Genomic DNA, 24,636 nt, shown 5'->3' on the forward strand with positions numbered 1-24,636 from the left:
CAGCGAAGCAATCCAGAATCTTTCCGCGGACAGACTCTGGATTGCTTCGTCGCATCAGCGCAAATTGCTCCGCAATTTTATCGCGAGCTCCTCGCAATGACGGAGCGCGCGGTGGCTACCTCGTCCACATCACAGTCCGTCACATCAGCACCGGCGCATCCGGCAGCTCGTTCGAACGCGGTCCTTGCGGCGGGAAATGCCGCGCCAGCTCGCGCGACACGGCCTCGATGCCGGCGATCACGCCGCGTTCGAACTGGCCCGACCTGAACTCGGCCTCCATCGCGCGGCAGATGTCTTCCCACCCCTGCGCGCCAACCTTCGCGTCGATGCCGCGGTCGGCCACGATCTCGACGTCGCGGTCGGCGAGTAGAAGATAGATGAGGACGCCGTTGTTGTGCGCGGTGTCCCAGATGCGCAGATGCGAGAACACATCGAGCGCTCGCGCCCGCGCCGGCTGGTTGCGGAACAGCGGGCGGCCATCGAGCGCGCCTTCGACCACGAAGCGGACCTGGCCGGAATGGGTGGCTTCGCCCCGCTTGATCGCCTGCTCGATGCGGTCGAGCACGGCTCGCGGGAAAATCTGCTTCGCCCGCCAATGATGCTGCACGAGGTGTCTGGCAATGCGCTTCATGCTCATGACCTACCAGCTCCCCGAGGCGCCGCCGCCGCCAAAACTGCCCCCGCCGCCGCTGAAGCTGCCGCTGTCGCTGCTGCTCGATGAGCCGCTGCTCCAGCCGCCGCCTCCCGATGAGCCGCTCGACCACGAACCGCCGCGCGACGATCGCGTGCTTGGCCCCATCGCCGAAAACAGATCGGCGATGAATCCGATGATGAAGCCGAGCACGCCGAGACCGATCGCAAGCGCAAGAGAGCCAAGAATGAGCCAAGTCAGCGCGGCGATGATGCCACCGGTCGCCAATGATCCGAGCAACCGCCCCAGCATGGCCCGGAAGAACCCGCCGATCCCGATCGAGGCGAACAGCGTCACGATGAAGACCGGCGCGAGGTCGTCCAGATGGCCGAAGCTGACGGTCGGCGAGGGAACCGGCAGCGGCTCGCCGTCGATGACTCGGATCATGCGATCGACACCATCCGAGATGCCGCCGCTGAAATCGCCCGTCCTGAATTTCGGTGTGATGACTTCATCGATGATCCGCCGCGACGTGACGTCGGTGAGCGCGCCTTCGAGCCCATAGCCGACCTCGATGCGCAAATGCCGATCGTTCTTGGCAACGATCAGGATCGCGCCGTCATCGACCTTCCTGCGCCCGATCTTCCAGGCGTCGGCAACGCGGATCGAGAACTGCTCGATCGTCTCCGGCTGTGTCGTCGGCACGATCAAGACGGCCACCTGGCTGCCCTTGCGGTTCTCGAAGTCACGCAGCTTTTGCGACAGCGCGGCGATGTCGCTGCTGGACAGCGTGCCGGTCTGGTCGACCACGCGGCCGGTGAGCTCCGGCACGGCGACGTCGGCTGAGGCTGTGACCGCGAAGGTGAGACACAGGATGAGCAGGAGAACGCCGCGCTGTAAGAAGGCAGAACAGGCGCGCCAAAACCTCGCTGTCATCGCCCGGCTTGACCGGGCGATCCAGTATTCCAGAGACGCCAGAGGACTACGGTGAAGCCGCGGCGTACTGGATTCCCCGCCTTCGCGGGGAATGACGGCGGTGGGTGGGGCTAAGGGCATTTGCGAAACGACGCGCGCTTACTTCGACGGCGCCGGGTTGAAGTCCACCTTCGGCGCGGTCGAGATCTCCTTCTCGTTCTCGACCGAGAAATTCGGCTTCTCCTTGTAGCCGAACGCCATCGCGGTGAGGTTCGTCGGGAACGATCGGACGGTGACGTTGTACTCCTGCACCGCCTTGATGTAGCGGTTTCGCGCCACCGTGATGCGGTTCTCGGTGCCCTCGAGCTGCGACATCAGGTCCTTGAACAGGGCATCCGATTTGAGCTGCGGATAGTTCTCGGTGACGACGAGGAGCCGCGACAGCGCGCTGGTGAGCTCGCTTTGGGCGGCCTGGAATTTCTGGAAGGCGGCGGGATCGTTCAGCACCTCCGGCGTTGCCTGGATGCTGCCGACCTTGGCGCGTGCATTGGTGACGCCGAGCAGCACGTCCTTCTCCTGCTGGGCAAAACCCTTCACCGAATTGACCAGATTGGGCACGAGATCGGCACGGCGCTGATACTGGTTCACGACCTCGGACCAATTGGCCTTGATCTGCTGATCCTCGCTCTGGATCGCGTTGTAGCCGCAATTGGTCAGGCTCAGCGAGGCCAGCGCCGCCAGCACGGTGAGGATCTTGCGCATCAAATTTCTCCCGGTGGAATCTGGTGCAAACTACCAGATTAAGCGCGTGAGAAAAGCAGCCGACTGCCGCAAGCCTCTTGCCTATCGCTCGCCCACATAGTCAACTCGGGCAAAACAAGAACGGAAACGCCAGGGGAAAGCGATGAGCTCGTTCGAGACCATCCTCGTGGAGCGGCCAGAGCCGGCGATTGCCCGGATCGTGATGAACCGGCCCGAGGCGCGCAACGCGCAAAACCTGCAAATGACCTACGACCTCAACGCCGCCTTCGATGCCGCGGTACAGGACGATGCGGTCAAGGTCATCATCCTCGCCGGCAACGGTCCGCACTTTTCGTCCGGGCATGACCTGCGTCCCGGGGCTAAGAACGCCACGGGCGTCGATTTTCCGCCGATTGGAAATTGGGGCGGTTTTGCCGAGCCCAATGCCCATGGCCGCTTCGCGCGCGAGCAGGAAATTTATCTCCAGATCACCCGGCGCTGGCGCAATCTGGCAAAACCGACCATTGCCGAGGTGCACGGCAAGTGCATCGCCGGTGGGCTGATGCTGGCCTGGGCCTGCGACCTCATCGTCGCCAGCGACGATGCGCAGTTCTGCGACCCCGTCGTCACCATGGGCGTCTGCGGCGTCGAATGGTTCGTGCATCCCTGGGAGCTCGGCCCACGCAAGGCCAAGGAGTTCCTGTTCACTGCCGACAGCTGGAGCGCGCAGGAGGCGCATCAGCTGGGTATGGTCAACCAGGTCGTGCCGCGCGCGGAGCTGTCATCAAGTGTGCTGGCGCTAGCGCGGCGGATCGCGACAAAACCGTCCTTTGCGCTGAAGCTGACCAAGGAGGCGGTGAACCGCTCGGTGGACGTGATGGGCCAGCCCGCCGCGATCGACCAGGCCTTTGCGCTGCATCAGCTCTGCCACGCCCATAATCTCCAGGAGTTCGGCATGATCGTCGATCCCTCCGGCCTGCATCCCTCCGTGCGCAAGCCGCCAGTGGCGGAGTAGCCCCATGGACCTCAATCTCAGTGACGAGCAAAAGTTGCTGCGCGAGAGCGCGGAGCGGTTCGTGGCCGAAAGCTACGATGCCGATCATCGCCGCAAGATGGCGAACGATCCGCTCGGCTTTAGCCCTTTGGTATGGAAACAGTTCGCCGAGCTCGGCTGGCTGGCGCTGCCGATCGCGGAGGAATTTGGTGGGCTCGGCGGCGGCGCGGTCGATGTCGGCATCCTGATGGAAGCTTTTGGCCGCGGGCTGGTGTCGGAGCCCTATGTCGCAACCGTGGTGCTGGGAGCCGCGCTGATCGCAAGATGCGGCACTACGGAGCAGAAGCAAGCGAGCCTGCCCAAGGTGGCGGACGGATCACTGAAGCTCGCATTGGCGCATTCCGAGCGCGCCGCGCGGTTCGATCTCGCCAAGGTCGCGACGGTCGCGGACAAAACGGCGCAGGGCTGGCGCCTTTCCGGCAGCAAGATCGCCGTCCTCGACGGCCATGCTGCGGACGAGATCATCGTCTCCGCGCATGTTCACGATCATCGGGGACCTTCGGGACGGATCGGCCTGTTCCTGGTGCCGGCGACGACGCCGAGCATTGCGATCAGCGACTATCAGCGCCTTGGCGGCGGACGCGCCTGCAACATCGAGCTGTGCGACGTGCGTCTACCCGAAGACGCTATGCTCGGCGACGGCCACGACGCGCTACCCGCCATCGAATGGGCGGTCGATCGCGCCATGGCCGCGTTAGGTGCGGAAGCTGTCGGTATCATGCAGACGCTGCTCGACACCACGCTGGAATACACCAAGATACGAAAACAGTTCGGCCGTCCGCTTTCGGCCAACCAGGTGATCCGCCACCGCCTCGCCGACATGGCGATGCAGGTCGACGAATCCCGCTCGATGGCGCTGCGCGCTGCGCTGAAAGCCGACGCCGATCCCGTTGAACGCGCGCGAGCCGCCTCGGGCGCGAAGGCGAAGATCGGCAAGTGTGCGCGCTTCGTCGGCGAGCAGTCGATCCAGCTCCACGGCGGCATGGGCGTCACCGAGGAGCTCGAGGTGGGCGCCTATTTCAAGCGCCTCGTCGCCTTCGACACGCTGTTCGGCGGCAGCGCGCACCACTATGCCCGCCACGCCGAACTGGGCCGCACCAAAGCGCCGGCCTGACACTGGGAGAGCCTCATGGACCTGTCGTTCAATGCCGAGGAGCGCGCCTTCCAGGACGAGGTGCGGGGCTTCATTGCGAAGAATCTCACCGACGAGATGAAGCGCGCGACCGCGCTGACGCCTTCGGTGTTCTCCGACCCCGACATCGGCATGGCCTGGCAGCGCGCGCTGCACAAGCAGGGTTGGGGCGCGCCAGGCTGGCCGGTCGAGCATGGCGGACCGGACTGGACTCCGGCGCAGCGCTGGATTTTCGAGACCGAATGCGCGCGCGCCGGTGTGCCCAACGTCAACGTGATGGGCGTGAAGATGGTCGGGCCTGTCATCATCGGTTTCGGCAGCCCCGAGCAGAAGAATTTCTATCTGCCGCGGATTCTCTCCGGCGAGGACTATTGGTGCCAGGGTTATTCCGAGCCGGGCTCCGGTTCCGATCTCTCGTCGCTGAAGACGCGCGCGGTGCGCGACGGCGACGATTACATCATCAACGGTACGAAAATCTGGACCACGCATGCGCATCACGCCAACCGCATGTTCGCGCTGGTGCGCACCAGCGACGGGCCGCGGCAGCAGGACGGCATCAGCTTCATCCTGATCGACATGAAGACGCCGGGCATCACCACGCGCCCGATCCTGACCATCGGCGGTGACCACGAGGTCAACCAGGTGTTCTTCGACGACGTGCGCGTGCCCGTCGCCAACCGCGTCGGCGAGGAAGGCAAGGGCTGGACCTACGGCAAATATCTGCTCGAGTTCGAGCGCGGCTCGGGCATCGCCTCGGCAAAACTGCGCGAGGGCCTGAAGGCGATCGCTGATCTCGCCGAGTCCGACCTGACGGGGCGCGCGATCGACAGCCCCGATATCGCGACGCGCATCTCGGAGGTCGAGGTCGACATCGATGCCCTGGAGATGACCGAGCTGCGCGTGCTCTCGGCGCTGCAGACCGGGCAAAATCCCGGCGCGGTGTCGTCGATCCTGAAGCTGCGCAACAGCGAAATCCGCCAAGCCGTGACGCGGCTCGGGGCCGACGTGATCGGCCACGACGCGCTCGCCGTCGACCCGATGCGCCCGCTCTACAAGCTCAACCACGAGCCGGCGATCCCGGAGGAGATGCTGACGGTGCTGCCGGAATATCTCAACGGCCGCGCCTATACGATCTTCGGCGGCACCTCCGAGATCCAGCGCGACATCATCGCGAAGATGATGCTGGGGATTTGAGGTCGAGCTGGCGCTGCGTTCTCCGCTGTCGTCCCGGCCTAGTGCGCAATTGCGCACGGGGGCCGGGACCCATACTCCGGGGAGAAGCTGTGGTGCGAAGCTGGTAACCACCAGCATTCGCCAAATTTGACTCGGTGGTTATGGGTCCCGGCCCCCCGTGCGCAATTGCGCACTAGGCCGGGACGACGAGCTGAGTTTGGGGCAGCGACGGAGAACTCCTAACCCGCCTTTGCGTCGCGGATCGCCTGCCAGATCTTCTGCGGCGTCAGCGGCGTATTCAGCTGGGTGATGCCGAGCTCGGCCAGCGCGTCCATCACACCATTGGTGACGCAGGGCGGGCCGCCGATGGCGCCGGATTCGCCGCAGCCCTTGGCGCCGAGCGGATTGGTGCGGCAGGGCGCGGAATCGTCCAGCGTCACCACGATCGGCGGCACGTCGTCGGCGCGCGGAATGCAGTAGTCCTGGTAGCTCGCGGTGAGGAGCTGGCCGTCGGGATCATAGGACACACCCTCATACAGCGCCTGGCCGATGCCTTGCGCAACGCCGCCATGGATCTGGCCCGTCACCAGCATCGGGTTCACGGCGATACCGACGTCGTCGACGGTGGTGTAGCGCACGACCTTGGAGACGCCCGTCTCGGGGTCGATCTCGACCTCGCAGATATGCGTGCCGTTGGGCCAGCTCGGACCATCCACCTCCCCCTCGGAATCGACGCTTAGCCTGGCGCCGCTTTCCTTCTCGGCGAGATCGAACAGGCTGATCCGGCGGTCGGTGCCGACCACGGTGAGCATGCCGCCCTGATACTCGATGTCCTCGACCGAGGTCTCCAGCGCGTTCGCCGCCTTCTCGCGCGCCTTCCGGATCAGATCGTTGGAGGAGACTGCCACGGCGGTGCCGCCGACGAACAGTGAGCGCGAGCCGACGCTGCCAAAGCCCATCGCCAGATCAGTGTCGCCCTGAACCACGTCGATCTTGTCCATGGGGACACCGAGCGTGTCGGAGATCATCTGGGTGTAGGTGGTCTGCAGCCCCTGCCCCATCGCCATGGTGCCGGAATGCAGCACGACGCGGCCCTGCGAGGTCGCGTGCAGGCTGACCTTCTCGGTATGCGCACGCCCGCCCGTCCATTCGATATAGGAGGTGAGACCGCGGCCGTAGAGCAGGCCCTTCTTCTTCGCCGCCTTCTTGCGCGCAGCAAAGCCGTCCCAGTCGGCGAGCTTCACGGCGCGATCGAGCATATGCGCGAAGGCGCCGGAATCGTAAACCTGGCCCGCCGCGTTCGTGTAGGGCAGCTGCGCCGGCTTGATGTAGTTGGCTTTGCGGATCGCGCGCGGATCCATGCCGATCTTGCGCGCAGCCGCGTCGAACAGGCGCTCGACGATGAAAACGGCTTCGGGTCGGCCCGCGCCGCGATAGGCGCCGACCGGCGCGGTGTGCGTCATCACCGACTGCACCTCGAAATGCACCAGCGGCAGATCGTAGACGCCGGTCTGCACGAACGGCCCGAGCACCAGCGGGATGATGTTGGCCGCCCCCGAGGAATAGGCGCCGGTGCAGCCGATCGACTTGACGCGATAGGCCAGCACCTTGCCCTTCTCGTCGAGCGCGAAGGAGGCGGTGGAGGTGAGGTCGCGGCCGTGGGTGCCGCCGACGAACTCGTCGGTGCGATCGCCGCGCCAGCGGATCTTCCGGTTCAACTTGGTCGCGGCATAGGCGACGAGGCCATCTTCGGGATAGAGGTTGGTCTTCTGGCCAAAGCCGCCACCGATGTCGCCGACCAGCACGCGCACGCTGTCCTTGGGACGCTTCAGCACGGCTTCCGCCAGCACGTCGCGGGTCGAGGCCGGCGTTTGCGACTGCACGTGCAGCAGCAGGCGGCCGGTCTTCTTGTCGATCTCGGCAATGGTCGAGCGCGGCTCCATCGCGGAAGGAACGAGGCGCTGGCTGACGAGATCGAGCTCGACGGTATGCGCGGCCTTGGCAAACGCCTCGTCCACCTTGGCCGCATCGCCGTAAGCCATCGCGCCGACGATGTTATCGGGCGCCTCCGGCCACACCACGGGCGCGCCGGGTTTTACCGCCTCGACCGGATCGACCACCGCCGGCTGCACGTCATATTCGACCACGATCGCTTCGGCCGCGCTCTGCGCCTCAGCGCGCGAGGCGGCCACCACTGCGGCGACCGCTTCGCCGGCGTAGCGCACGATTTCATGGGCCAGCAGGCGTCGCGGCGGCACCGTCATCGACTTGCCGTCGGGACGCTTGAAGATGTTGAGCGTCGGAATGCCACCGATGTCGTCCTTGACGAGGTCCGCGCCGATATAGACCGCAGTGACGCCCGGCATCTCAGCCGCGGCGCTGGTGTCGATCGAGACGATCTTCGCGTGCGCATGCGGCGAGCGCAGCACATGCAACCACAGCGCGCCGTCCTCCGGCTTGTCGTCGATGAATTGCCCCTTCCCGGTAAGCAGCCGCTGATCTTCCAAACGCTTGACGGGCTGGCCCGCTCCGAAACGCAAATTGCCGGGAAGAATGTTCATTCCGCTATGTCCTTGAAATCCGGAAAACGACCGCGGCGGTTTTAGCCGATTTTGCAGTCGATACAACCGAGCCGCAGCACATCAGCATTGCGTGCCACGCCCCTTTTGGTCGCGCAGATTGCGAGGTCAGGAACGCTCGATGTCGATGATGCCCACATTCACGTCGCGGGTATCCGAGCCGCGCTTGACAGTGAGGCGGACGGTCTTCCCGGCCCCAGCCTGCTCCAGCGCATCGGACAAGTCGGCGAGGCGCCGCACCGGCTTGCCTTCGACCGCGGTGATGATGTCTCCGACCGCTCCGGTCGATAAGTTGACACCGCGAATCCCTGCCCGTTCGGCAGGGCTGCCGGGGGCCGTCCGCACCACGATCACCCCTTCGACGCCAAGCCGCGTCGAAACATCCTCGCTGGCGGCGACGATGCCGATGCCGGGCGTTGGCACCCGGCCGTTGCGAATGAGCTCAGGGACAATCCGGTTCACGACATCGACCGGCACCGCGAACCCGATGCCGGCGTTCGAGCCGGACGGTGAGATGATCGCCGTCGTGACGCCAATCAGGCGGCCTGCGGAATCCAGCAGCGGCCCGCCTGAATTGCCTGGGTTAATCGCGGCATCAGTCTGGATCACATTGGCAATCTCCCGGCCGCCATGGGTCGGAAGCCTGCGCTTGAGGGCACTGATGATGCCGCTGGTCATCGATTGATCGAGCCCGAAGGGATTGCCGATCGCAAAGGCGGATTGCCCGACCTTCAGGTCGCTCGAACTGCCGAGCGCCACCGGCGGAGGGAGTTCGCGCACGCTCCGGATTCGCAGGACCGCAAGATCGTAATTGGGGGCCGTGCCGATAAGGTCCACCTGGGCCACCTCTCCCGACGCAAAGCGCACGGCGATCTCGCCGCCATTGGCCACGACATGATTGTTCGTCACGAGGTGACCCTCGCGGTCCCAGACGAATCCCGTGCCGGAAGCGCCGCCCTGGCCTTCCTCACCCATGAGAGGATTGGCCGCCGATCTCGCCGCCACCTGGACAACCGAAGGAGACACGCGCTCGAAGATGTCGATCGTGGCCGTTTCGGCCTCGGACAGCGGCCCGCGCTGCTCGACGGCTCGCGCGGTGGGAGTGGTCCATGGCGCATGTTGGATTTTCGCAGCAGTAATTACGAGCAGCAGAGCGGCAAGAGCTGCCGCGGCAATTCCGTATCGACGATTCATGGCGATCACCGCGGTGTGTGCTGAAAGCAGTGTTCGGAATGCACATGCATGAGATGGCGGACCTCGCTCACGCGGCAACGTCGCAAGCGGCGGGAAGTTTCCTGACCAAGGCAGATAGGGAACGGCTTTGCTTTCGGCAGGGCGTCCAAGGACATATTGCCGCGTGACAATCGGCTATGCCAACTCCCGCAACGCAGCTTCCACGATCCTCCGCTGCTCGGCCGTCAGCGCGGCCTGAGGCGGGACGGGATCGCCAACGTCGTAGCCCTGGATCGAAAGCCCCGCCTTGATGCAGGCGGCGAGATTGAAGCGGGCGAAGGCCTCGTTGATCCGCCACAGCCGGCGCTGCAGCACTATAGCCTCGTCCCAGCGGCCGGCCTTGCAGAGGTCGTAAAGCGCAACGCTCTGGCGCGGGATGATGCAGGCTGGGCCCGCCATCCAGCCGCGGCCGCCGATCAGCATCACCGCGGCCGGAATGTGGGCGGAGGCCGAGAACACGCGCAAGCCATCGCCGCAGCGGTTCATGATCGAGAGCAGACGGCCGGTGTTGGTCGAGGCGTCCTTGATGTAGCCGATGCGCGGATGCGCGGCGAGGCGCGGGATGACATCGAGGGTGAGATCGGAGCGCTGGAATTGCGGATTGGTGTAGATGACGACGGGGATGTCCACGGCATCGGCGATGGCGCGGAAATAGGATTCGACCTGCGCATCGGCGAGCGGGAAGTAGGCTTCCAAAATCGCCAGGATGCCGTCGGCACCGAGCTTCTGGTACGCTTTCGCCTGCGCCACCGCATCCACCGTCGAGGTGGAGGCGACACCCGCGACAACAGGCACGCGGCCGTTGGCCGCCTCGATCGTGGTCTGCACGATCGCCATGCGCTGTGCGGCGTTGAGATAGGCGAACTCGCCGGTCGAGCCCAGCGGCGTCAGGCCGTGCACGCCGGCGCCGATCAGATCGTCGCAGAGCGTGCTGAGAACTTCGCTGCGCACCGTGCCATCGGCGTCGACGGGCGAGACGAGATAAGGAAAGACGCCGTGGAAATCGGCCATGTCGGAGTGTACCCCGGAAGCTGGTTTACGCCAGACCGGTATTACCAACGCACGTAGCCGCGATCAAACCCTGAGAAGCCGCACCCGCGTGCCCCAGGGATCGACGGCTTCCAGGCCGCTCCCGAGCGCTGTGACCTGCGCGCCGCTCTTGCGCAGGCGCTCCTCCTGTGCGGCAAGCAGTTCCTGCTTTTCCATGACCAGCGAGAACCAGGCGAGACCCGTCGCCTGATCGTCACGTTGGCCCGCGCCCTGGCTCTGCCAGACGTTCATGCCGAGGTGATGATGATAACGGCCGGACGACAGGAACGCGGCGCCGTTGCGGCGGCGGGTCGGGTCGAGGCCGACGGTGCCGTGATAGAAGCTCTCGGCCTGCGCGAGATCGCCGACGCGCAGATGCATGTGACCGATACGCATTCCGTCCGGCGCCCTGGCATAATCGGCCACGCGCGTATTGGTCAGCGACAAGAGGTCGGGGATGTTGAGCTCGTCGGTCGCCATCTTCACGCTGCCCTCGCTCCATTGCCATTGCGATGGATCGCGGTCGGCATAGACCTCGATGCCGTTGCCTTCGGGGTCGTCGAGATAGACGGATTCGCTGACGAGGTGATCGGCAAAGCCCGACAACGGCACGCGATGCGCGGCCGCTGCTACCAGCCAGCGCGCGAGATCCTTCCGCGTCGGCATCAGGAAGGCGGTGTGGTAGAGGCCGGCGGCGTTGCGCGGCTCGATGGCGGCTTCGGGCCGGGCTTCCAGCACGAGCAGCGTGATGCCGGCCGTGCCGAGCCTGGCTGCGGTCGCCGAGCGCTCCATCACGGTGAGCCCGATCACATCGCGGTAATAGTCGGCGACCTTGTCGAGGTTCTTGACCCGGAGCGTCACCATGCCGACCCGCATCGGCGTACGGCTGGCATAGGTCGGCCCGCCGCCCTGTGCATTCCCCTCGGCGCGCGCCGCGGCTGCGGCCGCCATTGCGAGCGAGGTCGCGCCGGCAAGTTGAAGCAGGGTGCGGCGGGTGAGATCGATGGTCATCAGTCAGGGCTCGCGGAAATGGTTGAGGCCGTGCGGCGCAATGTCGGGCCGATTGCTACACGTTCCCGTGAGCGGCTCCCAATCACATGTTCGTCGGCCGGCGCTGCAGGCCCGGCCGTCCCATATGTCCTGGCCACCCGGCCAGTTTCGCAAATGCCTGTGACGTCCCAGATTGAAGACAGCTATAGGAGCCTGCCATGACCGACCCCACTCCTCTGTCTTCGCTATCGTCCGCGCTCGCGGACGTGGTGGCGCGCACCGCGCCGTCCGTCCTCTCCGTGCATTCGCATCGCTCCCGCGCGACCGGCTTTGTCTGGAAGCCTGGCCTGATCGTCACCGCCGACGAGGCGCTGGCCGACGAGGGCTCGGTCGAGATCGGCCTTCCCGACGGCAGCCGAGTGGCCGCCACGGTCGCCGGCCGCGACCATACGACAGACATCGCGCTACTGCGCACTGAGGCCGCCATTGCCCCGGTCAAGCTGACCACAACGGTCCCTGCACTAGGAACGCTGTCGATCGTCGTCGCAACCAGCCGCGATACGCCGAGTGCGGCGCTCGGGATGGTATCGGCGTCGGGCAAGAGTTGGCGCAGCCTGCGCGGCGGCGACATCGATGCGCGGATCGAGCTCGACGTCCGCCTGCGCGGTAGCCAGCAGGGTGGCCTTGCGCTCGATGCATCGGGTGACGCCTTCGGCATGGCCGTGCTCGGACCGCGGCGGGTGCTGGTGATCCCGACGGCGACGATCGAGCGCGTCGCGCCCCAGCTCGAGACGCGCGGCCGCATCGCGCGCGGCTATCTTGGTCTCGGGCTCCAGCCAGTGCAGCTCGACGACGGGATCGGCGCGATGGTGATGAATGTCGACAAGGCCGGGCCTTCGGCCGCGGCCGGCATCCGCCAGGGCGACGTGATCGTGGCGGTCAACGACCAGAAACTGTCCGGCGTGCGAGCGCTGTCGCGGACGCTGGGACCTTCGAGCGTCGGCACGGTGGTCGATATCGCGGCGCGCCGCGGTGGCGAACCGGTCAGCTTCAAGGTCACGGTCGGCGAGAGGCCGGAGGCGTGAGCGAGGACAACGCGCCGGAGGTCGTGCTCGCCCTGGAGATCGACGACCCTGCCCTCGCCGATCGCCTCGCCAAGCTGCTCGGCAACGTCGCCGGACTTCGCCTCGCCGCGCCTGGCGAAGCCGCCGCGGCGACGGTTGTCGCCCGCGATCCGCGCATCATGCCCGGCGACATCGCGCTGACCCAGCGCGAGCTCGACGTGCTGGCGCTGATGGCCGAGGGATCCTCCAACAAGATGATCGCGCGCCAGCTCGGCATCTCCGTACATACCGTTAAATTTCATGTCGGCTCGCTGCTCGACAAGCTGGATGCCACCGGCCGCACCGACGCGGTCGCGCATGCGGCTCGCCGTGGCGTGATCGAGCTCTGATGCCGTCCGATTCACGTCGCTGATGCCGCCTTGAAGCTGAGCCGGACGGTGAGGCCCGGCACATTGTCGTGCAGCGCGATCTCGGCGCCATGGAGGCGCGCGACCGCAGCGACGAGACTGAGGCCGAGGCCATTGCCCGGCGTATAGCGGCTCTGTTCGAGCCGATAAAAGCGCTTGAACACGTGATCGCGCTCCCCGGTGGGAATGCCCGGACCGTCGTCGGCGATCGCGATCACCGCGCAGCCATCGGCGCTGCGGCAGGTGACGGTCACTTGCCCGCCTTTGCGGCCGTGCTTGATCGCGTTGTCGACGAGATTGGCGATGGCATCGAACAAGAGGTCGCGGTCGCCGGTCACCGGCACCTCGCGGTCGCTGGCGAGGCTGAGCTTTGTGGCAACCTGCTCGGCCGCGGCATCGTAGAGCTCGACGACCTCACCGGCGATCTCGGCGAGGTCGAGCGCGCGGAAGGCGCCGGTGCGGGCGCGGGTTTCGATCTCCGAGATCCGCGTGATGGAGGCGAACATGCCGAGCACGGCGTCGAGATCGGCGATGGTGTCGCCGATCAGCGCCGCGTCCGCCTCGCTGTTGCGCGGGGCGTGATAGGCCTTCTCCAGCCGGCCACGCATGCGCGTCAGGGGAGTGCGCAGATCGTGGGCGACGTTGTCGCTGACCTGCTTGACTTCGCCCATCAGCGTCTCGATGCGGTCGAGCATCTGGTTGAGGTTTTCCGCGACGCGGTCCCATTCGTCGTTGCTGCCGCGCAAGGGAATGCGCTGGTCGAGGCCGGCGAGCATGATGGCGCGGCTGGTGGCGTTGATCTGCTCGATCCTCCCGACCGTGCGCCGTGTCACCAGCACCGCCGCGAGCCCGGCGAGCACCAGAAGCAGCACGGCGACCGCGGCCATCGCGAGCTCGATCATGCCGGTGAAGCCGTCATGATCGCCGACGGTGCCGAGCCTACTCTTCACATAGGCGAGCGTGCCGAAATAGACATACGCCATGATGGCCGCGACGATCAGCCCGAACGCCGCGATCGCGATCAGCGCCAGACGGAAGGTCGAGGAGCGGAGCGTCTTAGCCAGGAGCACGGAGGCAATATCCGATGCCGCGGATGGTGTGGATCAGCGGATAGTCCTGGGCATCGTCGACCTTGCGGCGGACCCGTCCGACATAGACGTCGATGATGTTGGTGGAGGGATCGAAATGCAGGTCCCAGACATGCTGGAGCAGCATCGCGCGGGAGACGACGCGGCCTTCGTTACGGACGAGATATTCGAGCAGTTGAAACTCGCGCGGCAGCAGCGGGATCTTGCGGCCGCGGCGGCTGGCACTGCGTGCGATCAGATCGATGGCGAGGTCGCCGACCCGAATCAGCGTTTCCTTGGCAATGGTCTCGCTGCGGCGGCCAAGCGCCTCCAGCCGTGCGAGCAGCTCGACGAACGAGAACGGCTTGACGAGATAATCGTCGCCGCCGGCGCGCAGGCCACGCACGCGGTCGTCCACCTCGCCGAGCGCTGAGATGATCAGGAACGGCGCGGCAATGCCGTCGTCGCGCAGCTGCCGCATCACGGTGATGCCGTCGATGTCGGGCAGCATGCGGTCGATGGTGATCACGGCATAATCGCGCGCGGCGCCATGGCTCAGGGCCTCGCGCCCGTTAGCTGCGAGATCGACCTCGTAACCGGAGGTCGTCAGTTCCTCAACGAGCTGGCCTGCGGTTTCCGGATCGTCCTCGACGACCAGGATGCGGCGGTGACTTCCGGTCATGACGAACTCCGCGCGACGATCGCCACCAGACTATCCCGTCCCGGGGCTGAGCGGAACCGCCCGGTGGCGACCGCGACAATGGTGCGGTCCGGCGATGCTAGTACCAATCGTACCCGCACACATTGACCCAGTGCCAGCCATAGGGCGTCCATCTCCTGCGCCAGCAGCCGTCGTTGTAATAGCTGGCATAGACGAACGGCGCGCCGACGAAGGCGAACCGGTGGAAGCGATGGTGCCGGAAGAAGAAGGCGTGGCGATGAATGAAAGGCCTGTTGTGGAAGCCCGCGCCGGCAAACCGCGGGGCGAAAGCCGCGCGGGTAGCGAAAGCCGCACCGGCAAAGCGCGGCGCGATCGCCGCGCGAGCGGCCATCGGCGAACCCGCGAAACGAGCACCACCAAATTGTGCGCCGCCGAAACGCGCGCCGCCCATGCCACCAACATGCATGCCGCCCCCCATGCCACCAGCACGCATACCGCCGCCCATACCGCCAGCGTGCATGCCGCCACCACTCATATGCCCACCACCAAAGCCGCCATGCCCGCCGCCACCAAATCCGCGTTGGGCGAGGACGGGCGACGCAACCGCCAGCGTCGCGGCGACTGCCGCTGCGACGAGGCCTGTGAGAAGCCTGTTCTTCATCGGAATATCCTCCTTGCAGTGCGGCGGTAGCCTCGCCGCACGAGGAGGATCAGGAGACGCGAATGCGCTGTCCCCATCAACTTACAAATGCGCCAGATTCTGACGCGGGTGTCAGGGAGGCGCCGTTCTGTCACTCCCTCTCCCCGTTCTTACGGGGAGAGGGCGGGGTGAGGGGTGCTTCGGCAAATTCGATTTGAGTTATGAGCCGGATATCCGACGAGTCGGATGGATTCCCGTCTCGGCACCATAGTGCCCTGCCCCTCACCCGGATCGCTGACGCGATCCGACCTCTCCCCGCAAAGGGCGGGGAGAGGTTAAGAGTCACACCCGCTTGCCGCCGCTCTTCTCGGCTGCACGCCGCAACGCCTCCGCAAGCGCGCCGCCGCCGGAGGATTCCTGCTTGCGCGGCGCCGACGAGGTCATGCGCGCGCTGTTGCGCGAATTGTTGTCGCGCTGCATGCCGGGCGCGTCCTTCTTGGCGCCGACCTCGTCATCCAGCCGCAGCGTCAGCGAGATGCGCTTGCGAGCGACCTCGAAGTCCAGCACCTTCACCTTGACGATGTCGCCGGGCTTCACCACCTCGCGCGGATCCTTGATGTAATTCTTCGACATTGCCGAGATGTGCACGAGGCCGTCCTGGTGCACGCCGATGTCGACGAAGGCGCCGAAGGCGGCGACGTTGGTCACGGTGCCCTCGAGGATCATGCCCTTCTTGAGATCCTTGATCTCCTCGACGCCTTCCTTGAACACTGCGGCCTTGAACGCCGGGCGCGGGTCGCGACCGGGCTTTTCGAGCTCGCGCAGGATGTCGGTGACGGTCGGCAGACCGAAGGTCTCGTCGACGAAATCCTTCGGCTTGAGGGTACGCACGATCTCGCTGCTGCCGATCAGCGCCTTGATGTCGCTCTTGGTCGCCGCGAGAATCCGGCGCACCACCGGATAGGCTTCCGGATGCACGCCGGAGGCGTCGAGCGGATCCTCGCCGCCGAGGATGCGCAGGAAGCCCGCGCACTGCTCGAATGCCTTCGGCCCGAGTCTCGGCACGTCCTTGAGCGCCTTGCGCGACTTGAACGGGCCGTTGGCGTCACGGTGCGCCACAATGCTTTGCGCAAGGCCTGCGCCGACGCCCGACACGCGCGCCAGCAGCGGCGCGGAGGCGGTGTTGACGTCGACCCCGACGGCATTCACGCAGTCTTCGACCACGGCATCGAGCGATTTTGCGAGCTTGGCCTGGCCGAGGTCGTGCTGATACTGGCCGACGCCGATCGCCTTGGGCTCGATCTTGACCAGCTCGGCGAGCGGATCCTGGAGCCGCCGCGCGATCGAGACCGCGCCGCGCAGGGTGACGTCGAGGCCCGGCAATTCCTCCGAGGCGAAAGCCGAGGCCGAATAGACCGACGCGCCGGCTTCCGACACCACGATCTTGGTCATCTTCAGTTCGGGAAGACCCTTGACGAGGTCGGCCGCGAGCTTGTCGGTCTCGCGCGAGGCGGTGCCGTTGCCGATCGCGATCAGCTCGACGCGGTGCTTGAGCGCAAGCCTGCCGAGGGTCGCCAGCGACTCGTTCCATTGCCGCTGCGGCTCGTGCGGATAGATCGCGGTGGTGTCGACCACCTTGCCGGTGGCATCGATCACGGCGACCTTGACACCGGTGCGGTAGCCGGGATCGAGCCCCATGGTGACGCGGGTGCCGGCTGGCGCCGCCAGCAAGAGATCGCGCAGATTGGAGGCGAACACACGCACGGCCTCGGTCTCGGCCGAGTTCCACAGCCGCATGCGCAGGTCGATGTTGAGATGGACCTGGATTTTTGTACGCCAGGCCCAGCGCACGGTGTCGATCAGCCAGCGGTCGCCGGCGCGCTTGAGATCGGCAATGCCGAACCGCTTCATGATCTTCAACTCATAGGCGCTCGGCACGCCGGGCGGCGGCGCCTCGGCCTCGGCCTGAATTTGCAGATCGAGGATCTCTTCCTTCTCGCCGCGGAACATCGCGAGGATGCGATGCGAGGGCAGCTTCGTCAGCGGCTCGGAGAAATCGAAATAATCGCCGAACTTCTCGCCCTCGGTCTTCTTGCCGTCGCGCACCTTGGAGGCCATGCGCGCATTGGTCCACATCTCCTCGCGCAGCGCGCCGATTAGGTCGGCGTCCTCGTCGAAGCGCTCGACCAGGATGGCGCGGGCGCCATCGAGTGCGGCAGCGGCATCGGCAACGCCCTTCTCGGCGTTGATGAAGGCTTCGGCCACGACCTTGGGATCGTTGCCAGGCTCCGCCATCAGCTGAGTGGCGAGCGGCTCGAGTCCGGCTTCCTTGGCGATCTCGGCCTTGGTGCGGCGCTTCGGCTTGAACGGCAGATAGATGTCTTCGAGGCGTGCCTTGCTGTCGGCGGCGAGAATGCTGGCTTCGAGAGCCGCGTCGAGCTTGCCCTGTTCGCGGACCGATTCGAGGATGGCCTTGCGGCGGTCTTCGAGCTCACGCAGGTAAACCAGGCGCTCCTCCAGGGTGCGCAATTGCGCGTCGTCGAGCGCACCGGTCGCTTCCTTGCGGTAGCGGGCGATGAAGGGAACCGTGGCGCCGCCGTCGAGCAGCGTCACCGCCGCCTCGACCTGCTCGGCGCGAACCCCAAGCTCCTGCGCAATTTTCTGGTTGATATTTGCCACGCGAAATTCCCTCTATCCAAGCACGCGACGCAGGGGCGAACCACCGGCCACGGGACGCCGCTTATGGACCAGCCGGGGTTGATTCATCAAGGTGCGGCGGATGGCCGTCGACAGAGGATTTTTTGTTGAACCGATGCGATCTCGCCACAATCGTGGGGAGGACGACGTGTTCGTGCTGTGCTCTCGTGTCCCGGACGCGCTGCAGCGCATCGTCGAAGACGCGGCGCTGCGTCCGGGGCACGAGAGCGGAGTGCGGCGCCCGCTCTCTCCACGCCGTCATTGCGAGGAGCTCGCGACAAAATTGCAGAGCAATTTTGCGCTGATGCGACGAAGCAATCCAGAATCCCACCGCGGGGAGACTCTGGATTGCTTCGCGGAGCCTGTCATCGGGCCGCGCTTCGCGCGGACCCGGTGGCTCGCAATGACGGAGCGAGGGACATGCTCCATTGAGCCCGCGGGCTACGGTGTCCGGCGGCGGGCCGGTTGCAGCGATCGCGCGACTGTCGGATTGATACAGCCGGCAGCTCCGCGTCCCCGACCTCTCCGCCCCACGCAACCCTGCCCCTCGCGCCAGCTCGGTTGATTCACGCGGTTCCTTGCGAAAGGAAGGTGACGCCGCATCAAGGGGATTTTGAGTACATGACTTTGCCGATGAGCTGGAGTGAATGGGCGCAGCACGACGGCGTGGCGCTGGCCGCCCGCGTCCGCAACGGCGAGCTGACGGCGAAGGAACTGGCGCGGCAGGCCGCGGCGGGCGTCGCCAAGGTCAATCCGGCGCTGTCGGGCGTGGTCGAGCTGTTCGATGATGTGATCGCCGATCCCGCCAAGGACGGGGCCAACCTCTCCGGCCCGTTCGCAGGCCTGCCCTTCCTGATGAAGGATCTGGGACCGACCATGAAGGGCCGGCTCCAGGAGATGGGCTCTCTCCTGATGCGCGGCAATCGGGCGGCCTCCGACACGTTCCTGACCGGCAAATTCCGCCATGCTGGCCTCAACCTGATCGGACGCACCACGACGCCGGAATTCGGCGTGTGCAGCTCGGCCGACAATCCCGCCGTCTATGTCACGCGCAATCCCTGGAATACCGACTACACCACCTGCGGCTCGTCGGCCGGCAGCGCCGCGATGGTCGCGGCCGGCGTGGTGCCGATCGCGCATGCAACCGACGGCGGCGGCTCGATCCGCATTCCCGCCGGCGTCAACGGCAATATCGGGCTGAAGGTCTCGCGCGGGGTGTTCTCGCTTGCCCCGCACATGTCCGATCTCACCGGCCTTGTCTCGATCCAGGGCTGCCAGTCGCGCTCGGTGCGCGACACCGCTGCCTTCGTCGATCACGCAAGGGGACCGGCGCCCGGCGAGTTCATGCCGTTCTGGACCACGGCGCAGCCCTATTGCGAGATGATCAAGCGCGATCCCGGCAAGCTCCGGATCGCGCTGTCGCACACCTGGGGCGACTACACTGCGACGCCGCACATCGCAGCTGAGCTGGAGAAGACCGGCCGCTTCCTCGAAGGCCTCGGCCATCACGTCGACTACGCCCTGCCCGAACTCGACTTCCGCGCCGCGTTCGCGGCGCAGACCACCTGCTACATCTCCAACTTTGCGGTAGTGATCTCCAACATGCTCGCCGCGCGCGGTCTGGAAAAGCCGCCGGAAGATCTCATCGAGCCCATGAACATCCGCATCTGGGAAGCCGGCCGGCATACCAGCTTCGCCGAGCGGGCGAAGATGCAAGGCGTATTCAACACGACCTCCCGCGGCTTCGGCGCCTTCTTCGAGCAGTGGGACGTGATCCTGACGCCGGTCACCGCGCTGCCGACGCCGAAGGTCGGCACCAAGGAATATCTCACGATCTCCGATAATCCCGATGTGCTCGACTGGTTCGGCAATCTCTGGCGCAATTTCGCCTTCACGCCGCTCGCCAATCTCTGCGGCATGCCGGCGATCTCGCTGCCGATGGCGACCCACGAGCACGGCCTGCCGCTCGGCATCCAGGCGATCGCGAAGCAGGCCAATGACGGCCTCTTGCTGCAACTCGCCGCCCAGATCGAGCGCGCGCTCGACGGCAAGTGGAACGGCGGAAAGAAGCCGAAGGTGCATGTGGGCTGAGAAGCTGCGATTGCGCTGACAGGCGATCGCGCTTCGGCCTCAATTCTTCACCGCGGGGATCTCTTCCGTCGGTGGCTGCTGCTGGCCCTGCTTGTACATCGCCAGCGCCTTGTCGAGCGCTTCGCGCAGCGCCAGCGCGGCGGCCACGCTGCAACGCAGGTGCGCGGTCTGGACCACGTCGACCCTGACGGCGGCGCCGACCGGCATCAGGAGGTTCGCGGCGAGCTCGATCTGGATCGCACCGTTGTGGTGACCGAAGCAGGAGGCGCCGTCGAAATAGATGATCGGCGCCCGCTCCGAGCTGGAGGTCGAAATGGTGACGGGCCCCTGGGCGGTCGAGGGCGTTTCGGGGTCGGTCATGGGCGCTCCTTACGGCTAGTCGAACGAACGAAGCACCCACCATCGTCGCTTCGGCCCGCCCTGTCGAGACCAAACCGCCCGAGGCAGACCGGCGGCGCTTATTCGGGGTTTTGCGGCGCCCGGCGCTAGTCTAGAACGTCATCATGTCCACTCTACCTACCACACTCCCTTTCGAGGAACTCGCCGAGGCGATCCAGGGCCGCCGCTCCGACTACGGCCATATCAGCGGGCTCCAGCTCGACCGCTTCGCACCCGGCGAGGCCTGGTCCAGCCTGCCCTACCGTCCCGTTTTCGTCGGCGACACAGAGACCGGCGTTCTGCATGGCGGCGTCGTCACCGCGATGCTGGACGAGAGCTGCGGCATGGCGGTGCAGCTTGCACTCGACGGCACGCGCGCGATCGCGACACTCGACCTGCGCATCGACTATCAGAAGCCGGCGACGCCGGGCCTCGACATCAAGGCGCATTCGGTCTGCTATCGCACCACGCGCTCGATCGCCTTCGTTCGCTCTACCGCTTATCAGGAATCCGAGGACGATCCGGTCGCGACCGCGACGGCCTGTTTCATGATCGGCGCCAACCGCACCAACATGCTCGCGGACCGCAGGATGGATGCGCGCAGCATCCCGACGCTGGAGGCGCCGGAGGATCCGGATGGCCCGTTCGCGAACAGCCCGTTCGCGCGCTGCCTCGGCATTCGCGTCAACGACGACGGCACGCTGACGATGCCGTTCTCGCCGAAGATCATCGGCAATCCGATCCTGCCCGCGATCCATGGCGGCATGACCGGTGCTTTCCTGGAGACCACCGCGATCATCGGCGTAGCGCGCGAGCTCGGCACTGCGGCGCCGCCCAAACCGATCGGCCTCACCGTCAACTATCTGCGCTCCGGCCGTGCGCTCGACACGTTTGCCAATGTCTCGATCGTGAAGCAGGGCCGCCGCATCGTTGCCTTCGAGGCGCGGGCCTGGCAGGACGATGCGAACAAGCCGATCGCCACGGCCTTCGGTCATTTCATGTTGCGGCCGACGCCTGGAAGTGACGAGGAATAGGCGTATTTTACTTGACGGGCGGGGCGCAGGACACAACGATAGCGCGTCCCCGCGAGAGGTATTGGATTGCGGCATCCGCTCGACATCGTCGCCATGTTCGCCGCACTCTGGCTGCTGGCCTCGATGGTGCTCGACGCGCTGACGCCGAAGGAACTGACGGCGGTGATGATCGCCATTGCGATCGGGCCCGCCATCGTCGTCACCGCCGTGTTCTACTACCTGCGCTGCCCGCGCACGGATTTTGCGGTGATGTTCGCGGCGCTCTGGCTGATCTCGGACATCGCGATCGCCTTCATCTCGCCGAAGGAGTTGCCGCATTTCTTGATCATGCTCGGCTTCGTGCCGGCGCTGCTGATCGGCGTCGTGCTGCACTGGCAGCGCTTCCAGCGCCGCCACGAGCGGATGCCCGCGCCCTCGATGAAGCGGGGCTAGCGCGATTCCCACCTCTCCCCGACGGGGAGAGGTCGGATTGCGCCTGGCGATGCGGAGCATCGTCCAGTGCAATCCGGGTGAGGGGCCGCAGCAAACGATGAGACTGTAGCCCCTCACTCGGATCGCATCTTTCGATGCGATCCGACCTCTCCCTTCGGGAGAGGTGAACCGCGTTCGTGGCTCGCATTTGCTTGCCCAACTTCGCCGCACTTCAGCGCGGCAACAGATTCGTCTTCGCGAGGTCGAGCACCTCGTCGCCGCGGCCGTTCATCACGGCGCGCAGCACCCACAAACTAAAGCCCTTGATTTGCTCCGGCGTGATGGTCGGCGGCATCGACAGCTCCTGCTTGGCGGTGACGACGTCGAGCAGCGCCGGCCCGTTATGGGCCAACACCTCCTTCATCGCGCCCGGGAGTTCGCCCGGATCCTCGACGCGCTTCGCAAAGACGCCCATCGCACGCGCCATCGCGGCGAAATCAGGGTTCTCCAGATCGACATTGGTGTCGACGAAGCCCGCGGCCTTCATCTCCAGCGCGACGAAGCCGAGCACGCCGTTGTTGAACACGATCACCTTCACCGGCAGCTTCATCTGCGTCAGCGTGATCAGGTCGCCCATCAGCATGGTGAAGCCGCCGTCGCCCGACAGCGAGATCACCTGGCGGCCGGGCTGTGCAGCCTGCGCGCCGATCGCCTGCGGCATGGCGTTGGCCATCGAGCCGTGCACGAAGGAGCCGATCAGCCGGCGGCGGCCGTTCATGTCGAGATAGCGCGCGGCCCACACCGTGGGCGTGCCGACATCGGCGGTGAACACGGCGTCGTCGGACGCATGGTCGCTGATGACTTTTGCAAGATACTGCGGATGGATCGGCTTGCTGCCGGGTGTGCCCTTCGCAAGCGAGTCCAGCCCTTCGCGGGCCTTCTTGTAGTGCGCGATGGCATCGTCGAGATGCTTGCGCTGCGTTTTGGTCTTCAATAGCGGCAGCAGCGCCTCGATGGTGAGCTTGACGTCGCCGACGAGGCCAAGATCGATCTTGCAGCGCCGTCCCAGATTGTCCGGCCTGATGTCGATCTGCGCGATCTGGCAGTCGGTCGGAAAGAACTGCTTGTAGGGGAAATCTGTGCCGAGCATCACCAGCGCGTCGCAGGCGTGCATCGCCGCATAGCCCGAGGAGAAGCCGATGAAGCCGGTCATGCCGACGTCGTAGGGGTTGTCGTGTTCGACATGCTCCTTGCCGCCGAGCGCATGCACGATCGGGCTCTTCAGGGTCTCCGCAAGCTGCATCAGCGGCGCGTGCGCGCCGGCGCAGCCGCGGCCGCAGAACAGCGCGATGCGCTCGGCGCCGTTCAGGAGATCCGCGAGCGCCTTCAACTCATCGGCCTGCGGCATGACCTTCGGCGCTGCCAGCGCGAGCCCGCGCGTCGTCGACAGCGCGCGCTTCGGCGGGCTGCGGAAAGCGACATCGCCGGGCATGGCGACGACGGCGACACCGCGCAGGCCCACCGCGGCACGGATTGCATTCTCCAGCACGTAAGGAAGCTGGCTCGGGTCGGAGACCAGCTCGCAATAATGGCTGCACTCGCGGAACAGGTTTTGCGGATGCGTTTCCTGGAAATAGCCGCCGCCGATCTCGGCTGAGGGGATCTGCGCCGCGATTGCGAGCACAGGAACGCGGCTGCGATGCGCGTCGAACAGGCCGTTGATCAGATGCAGATTGCCCGGGCCGCAGGAGCCGGCACACACCGCAAGGCTGCCCGTCATCTCGGCTTCGCCGGCGGCGGCGAACGCCGCAACCTCTTCGTGCCGGACATGGATCCACTCGATGGTGCCGCGACGGCGCAGCGCCTCGGTAAATGCGTTCAGGCTGTCGCCGACGATGCCGTAGATGCGCTTGACGCCGGCCTGTTCGAGCGTTGCCACGAACAGATCGGCCACATTGTTGATCGCCATGTCGGTCTCCTGCTTCAGCCAATCACATGCACACGATGTGCAGGCATCGATTGCGATGCCGTGAGGCACAATAAGCTATGACACGATCACCGCGTATCTGTTCCGGCTCACTCTTTCACAATCGCCCGATCGTAGGCTGTGATCGTCGCCTTCGCGCGCGCGGCGACATCGGCGGCCGACATGCCGGGCTTGTAAAGGCTGGAGCCGAGCCCGAACGCCGTCACGCCGCCCTTGATGTACTCGGCAAAATTCTGATCGGAGACACCACCAACGGCGGCGATCATCACGCCGGCCGGCAGCACGGCACGGATCGCCGCAATGCCGGACGCGCCGAGCACGCTCGCCGGAAAGAACTTCAGGCTTGAGGCGCCGGAGCGCGCCGCCAGCAATGCCTCGGTCGGCGAGAACACGCCCGGCATCGTCACCATGCCGTGCTGGTGCGCGCGCGCCAGCACCGCGGTATCGACATTCGGCGAGACCATCAGCTTGCCGCCGACGTCGTTGAGACGATCGACATCCTGAGCCGTCAGCACCGTGCCGGCGCCGATCAGCACGCCGGCCGGCGCGAGCTTCACGGCGGTGCCGATCGAGCGGAACGGATCGGGCGAGTTCAGCGGGATCTCGATCGCGGTCATGCCGGCCTCGATCAGCACGCCGACGATCGCCTCGGCTTCCTCGGGCTTGACGCCGCGCAGGATCGCGACCAGCGGACGCTTCATCGGCGGAAAGGGAACGCTCAT

The 24,636-nt window shown here is 65.8% G+C and carries 22 protein-coding genes; 8 read left to right on the forward strand and 14 right to left on the reverse strand.

Annotated features, from left to right (window positions below):
* Nucleotides 1–139: 139 nt before the first annotated feature.
* The 3 genes from AAE027_RS08390 to AAE027_RS08400 form a co-directional block, all read right to left on the reverse strand.
* On the reverse strand, nt 140–637 hold the full coding sequence (locus AAE027_RS08390; protein ID WP_370986191.1) for a TPM domain-containing protein: 498 nt from the start codon (nt 635–637) through the stop codon (nt 140–142).
* 3 nt (nt 638–640) lie between these two features.
* Nucleotides 641–1,567: a TPM domain-containing protein gene (locus tag AAE027_RS08395; RefSeq protein ID WP_370986192.1), complete on the reverse strand. Its 927-nt coding sequence runs from the start codon at nt 1,565–1,567 to the stop codon at nt 641–643.
* 138 nt (nt 1,568–1,705) lie between these two features.
* Nucleotides 1,706–2,308, reverse strand: a complete 603-nt coding sequence (locus tag AAE027_RS08400) for a LemA family protein (protein ID WP_091881097.1) — start codon at nt 2,306–2,308, stop codon at nt 1,706–1,708.
* Nucleotides 2,309–2,450: 142 nt separating this feature from the next.
* On the opposite strand from AAE027_RS08400, the gene AAE027_RS08405 reads away from it, so the two are divergent.
* From AAE027_RS08405 to AAE027_RS08415, 3 genes are read left to right on the forward strand one after another with little or no spacing between them, the layout of a single operon-like run.
* Nucleotides 2,451–3,302 (forward strand): enoyl-CoA hydratase, encoded by an 852-nt coding sequence (locus AAE027_RS08405; RefSeq protein ID WP_370986193.1) that lies wholly within the window; start codon nt 2,451–2,453, stop codon nt 3,300–3,302.
* 4 nt (nt 3,303–3,306) lie between these two features.
* Nucleotides 3,307–4,455 (forward strand): acyl-CoA dehydrogenase family protein, encoded by a 1,149-nt coding sequence (locus tag AAE027_RS08410; RefSeq protein ID WP_370986194.1) that lies wholly within the window; start codon nt 3,307–3,309, stop codon nt 4,453–4,455.
* Between the two features lie 15 nt (nt 4,456–4,470).
* Entirely contained in the window at nt 4,471–5,667 is a 1,197-nt protein-coding gene (locus AAE027_RS08415) for an acyl-CoA dehydrogenase family protein (RefSeq protein ID WP_370986195.1), read from the forward strand.
* 218 nt (nt 5,668–5,885) lie between these two features.
* Here AAE027_RS08415 and AAE027_RS08420 read toward each other — a convergent pair whose 3' ends face one another.
* The 4 genes from AAE027_RS08420 to AAE027_RS08435 all read right to left on the reverse strand — a co-directional run bounded on the left by AAE027_RS08420 (nt 5,886) and on the right by AAE027_RS08435 (nt 11,498).
* Nucleotides 5,886–8,207 (reverse strand): xanthine dehydrogenase family protein molybdopterin-binding subunit, encoded by a 2,322-nt coding sequence (locus AAE027_RS08420; RefSeq protein ID WP_370986196.1) that lies wholly within the window; start codon nt 8,205–8,207, stop codon nt 5,886–5,888.
* Nucleotides 8,208–8,333: 126 nt separating this feature from the next.
* Nucleotides 8,334–9,419, reverse strand: a complete 1,086-nt coding sequence (locus tag AAE027_RS08425; protein WP_249759938.1) for a S1C family serine protease — start codon at nt 9,417–9,419, stop codon at nt 8,334–8,336.
* Nucleotides 9,420–9,593: 174 nt separating this feature from the next.
* The gene (locus tag AAE027_RS08430) at nt 9,594–10,469 is read right to left on the reverse strand and encodes a dihydrodipicolinate synthase family protein (RefSeq protein ID WP_091881110.1); all 876 of its coding nucleotides are present in this window, start codon (nt 10,467–10,469) and stop codon (nt 9,594–9,596) included.
* A 63-nt stretch (nt 10,470–10,532) separates the two neighbouring features.
* A complete protein-coding gene (locus AAE027_RS08435) occupies nt 10,533–11,498 on the reverse strand; it encodes a VOC family protein (RefSeq protein WP_370986197.1) in 966 nt (321 codons plus the stop codon).
* 197 nt (nt 11,499–11,695) lie between these two features.
* Between AAE027_RS08435 and AAE027_RS08440 the strand changes: the two genes are divergently transcribed.
* Together AAE027_RS08440 and AAE027_RS08445 are read left to right on the forward strand one after the other, a co-directional pair.
* A complete protein-coding gene (locus tag AAE027_RS08440) occupies nt 11,696–12,562 on the forward strand; it encodes a S1C family serine protease (RefSeq protein WP_370986198.1) in 867 nt (288 codons plus the stop codon).
* Nucleotides 12,559–12,930, forward strand: coding sequence for a response regulator transcription factor (locus AAE027_RS08445; protein WP_130220512.1), 372 nt, complete (start codon nt 12,559–12,561; stop codon nt 12,928–12,930). The genes AAE027_RS08440 and AAE027_RS08445 overlap by 4 nt, the downstream gene beginning before the upstream one ends.
* Nucleotides 12,931–12,941: 11 nt before the next feature.
* Here AAE027_RS08445 and AAE027_RS08450 read toward each other — a convergent pair whose 3' ends face one another.
* From AAE027_RS08450 to AAE027_RS08465, 4 genes are all read right to left on the reverse strand, one after another.
* Entirely contained in the window at nt 12,942–14,018 is a 1,077-nt protein-coding gene (locus AAE027_RS08450; protein ID WP_370986199.1) for a sensor histidine kinase, read from the reverse strand.
* On the reverse strand, nt 14,005–14,697 hold the full coding sequence (locus AAE027_RS08455) for a response regulator transcription factor (RefSeq protein WP_370986200.1): 693 nt from the start codon (nt 14,695–14,697) through the stop codon (nt 14,005–14,007). The genes AAE027_RS08450 and AAE027_RS08455 overlap by 14 nt, the downstream gene beginning before the upstream one ends.
* Nucleotides 14,698–14,794: 97 nt before the next feature.
* Complete coding sequence (locus AAE027_RS08460; protein WP_370986201.1) at nt 14,795–15,337, reverse strand: hypothetical protein; 543 nt, start codon at nt 15,335–15,337, stop codon at nt 14,795–14,797.
* 321 nt (nt 15,338–15,658) lie between these two features.
* Complete coding sequence (locus AAE027_RS08465; protein ID WP_370986202.1) at nt 15,659–17,995, reverse strand: Tex family protein; 2,337 nt, start codon at nt 17,993–17,995, stop codon at nt 15,659–15,661.
* A 639-nt stretch (nt 17,996–18,634) separates the two neighbouring features.
* Here AAE027_RS08465 and AAE027_RS08470 point away from each other — a divergent pair.
* Complete coding sequence (locus AAE027_RS08470) at nt 18,635–20,104, forward strand: amidase (RefSeq protein WP_370986203.1); 1,470 nt, start codon at nt 18,635–18,637, stop codon at nt 20,102–20,104.
* A 39-nt stretch (nt 20,105–20,143) separates the two neighbouring features.
* Here the strand turns inward: AAE027_RS08470 and AAE027_RS08475 are convergent, their stop codons facing one another.
* Entirely contained in the window at nt 20,144–20,464 is a 321-nt protein-coding gene (locus AAE027_RS08475; RefSeq protein ID WP_164934991.1) for a hypothetical protein, read from the reverse strand.
* Between the two features lie 143 nt (nt 20,465–20,607).
* Here AAE027_RS08475 and AAE027_RS08480 point away from each other — a divergent pair, with 143 nt between their 5' ends.
* Together AAE027_RS08480 and AAE027_RS08485 are read left to right on the forward strand one after the other, a co-directional pair.
* Complete coding sequence (locus tag AAE027_RS08480) at nt 20,608–21,516, forward strand: PaaI family thioesterase (protein ID WP_370986204.1); 909 nt, start codon at nt 20,608–20,610, stop codon at nt 21,514–21,516.
* Nucleotides 21,517–21,582: 66 nt separating this feature from the next.
* On the forward strand, nt 21,583–21,948 hold the full coding sequence (locus tag AAE027_RS08485) for a hypothetical protein (protein WP_370986205.1): 366 nt from the start codon (nt 21,583–21,585) through the stop codon (nt 21,946–21,948).
* Nucleotides 21,949–22,159: 211 nt separating this feature from the next.
* Here the strand turns inward: AAE027_RS08485 and poxB are convergent, their stop codons facing one another.
* Entirely contained in the window at nt 22,160–23,896 is a 1,737-nt protein-coding gene (gene poxB / locus AAE027_RS08490; protein WP_370986206.1) for a ubiquinone-dependent pyruvate dehydrogenase, read from the reverse strand.
* 107 nt (nt 23,897–24,003) lie between these two features.
* Nucleotides 24,004–24,636 carry a 2-dehydro-3-deoxy-6-phosphogalactonate aldolase gene (locus AAE027_RS08495; RefSeq protein WP_370986207.1) on the reverse strand — a complete coding sequence of 211 codons (633 nt, stop codon included), beginning with the start codon at nt 24,634–24,636 and terminating at the stop codon, nt 24,004–24,006.

It is taken from the genome of Bradyrhizobium sp. DN3, from assembly GCF_041357655.1.
Classification (GTDB): domain Bacteria; phylum Pseudomonadota; class Alphaproteobacteria; order Rhizobiales; family Xanthobacteraceae; genus Bradyrhizobium.